This is a genomic window from Pseudomonas sp. Xaverov 83 (assembly GCF_019352905.1).
Classification (GTDB): domain Bacteria; phylum Pseudomonadota; class Gammaproteobacteria; order Pseudomonadales; family Pseudomonadaceae; genus Aquipseudomonas; species Aquipseudomonas yamanorum.
The window spans coordinates 110630-112351 of sequence record NZ_JAAAFU010000038.1; the positions used below are offsets into that span (position 1 = coordinate 110630).

1 protein-coding gene is annotated in these 1722 nt (G+C 55.7%); it reads left to right on the forward strand.

From position 1 onward, the window contains the following. The coding region (locus tag K0H47_RS31080; protein ID WP_374106756.1) for an immunoglobulin-like domain-containing protein at nucleotides 1-1722 on the forward strand (1722 nt) is incomplete at both ends.

Consider the following 1722-nt stretch of genomic DNA (forward strand, 5'->3'; position numbering starts at 1 on the left):
GATCGACACCACCACTGTGATCTTGTCGACTAACGACACTGCGATCACCGAAGGCGGTCAGATCACTTACACCGCCACGCTTTCGAATGAAGCGCATGCGCCAGTGACCGTGACCCTGTCCAACGGACAGGTCATCACCATCGACGCAGGTAAAACCACCGGCACTGTGGTTTTCCAAACCCCCGTCAACGATGTCTACAACAACGGTTCCACCGTCAACACCACTATCACCACCGCTACCGGTGGCAACTTCGAGAAGTTGGTCCCGGACAATACCAATCCGCCGACCACTGTTATCTCGGACTCGATCGACACCACCACCGTGACCTTGTCGACTAACGACACTGCGATCACTGAAGGTGGCCAGATCACTTACACCGCAACGCTTTCTAATGAAGCGCATGCGCCGGTGACCGTGACCTTGTCCAACGGACAGGTGATCACCATTGATGCCGGTAAAACCACCGGTACCGTAGTTTTCCAGACCCCGGTCAATGACGTTTACAACAACGGCTCAACCGTTAGCACCACAATCACGACGGCCACTGGCGGCAACTTCGAGAAACTTGTCCCAGACAATACAAATCCGCCGACCACTGTTATCTCGGATTCGATCGACACCACTACCGTGACCTTGTCGACCAACGACACTGCGATCACTGAAGGTGGGCAGATCACCTACACCGCTACATTGAGCAACGAGGCTCACGCGCCGGTAACCGTGACCCTGTCTAACGGCCAGGTGATCACCATTGATGCTGGCAAAACCACCGGTACCGTTGTTTTCCAAACGCCGGTAAACGACGTTTACAACAACGGCTCCACAGTCAGCACCACGATTACGACGGCCACTGGCGGCAACTTCGAAAAGCTGGTTCCGGACAATACCAATCCGCCGACCACTGTCATTTCGGATTCGATCGACACCACCACCGTGACGCTGTCGACCAACGACACTGCGATCACCGAAGGGGGTCAGATCACATACACCGCCACGCTTTCGAATGAAGCGCATGCGCCGGTGACCGTGACTCTGTCTAACGGCCAGGTCATCACCATCGACGCGGGTAAAACCACGGGCACCGTGGTTTTCCAAACGCCAGTCAACGACGTCTACAACAACGGTTCCACTGTTAGCACCACGATTACCACCGCTACCGGTGGCAACTTCGAGAAGCTGGTCCCAGACAATACCAATCCACCGACCACTGTTATCTCCGATTCAATCGACACCACGACGGTGACGCTGTCGACCACCGACACTGCGATCACTGAAGGCGGCCAGATCACCTACACCGCGACATTGAGCAACGAAGCTCATGCTCCAGTGACCGTGACACTGTCCAACGGCCAGGTCATCACCATCGACGCGGGAAAAACCACGGGTACCGTGGTTTTCCAGACTCCGGTCAACGACGTCTACAACAACGGTTCCACCGTCAGCACCACAATTACTGCGGCTACTGGCGGCAACTTCGAGAAGTTGGTTCCGGACAACACCAATCCGCCGACTACCGTCATTTCGGATTCGATCGACACCACTACCGTGACCTTGTCGACTAATGACACCGCGATCACTGAAGGCGGCCAGATCACTTACACCGCCACGCTTTCGAATGAAGCGCATGCGCCAGTGACCGTGACTCTGTCCAACGGACAGGTGATCACTATCGACGCGGGTAAAACCACGGGCACCGTGGTTTTCCAGACACCGGTCAACGA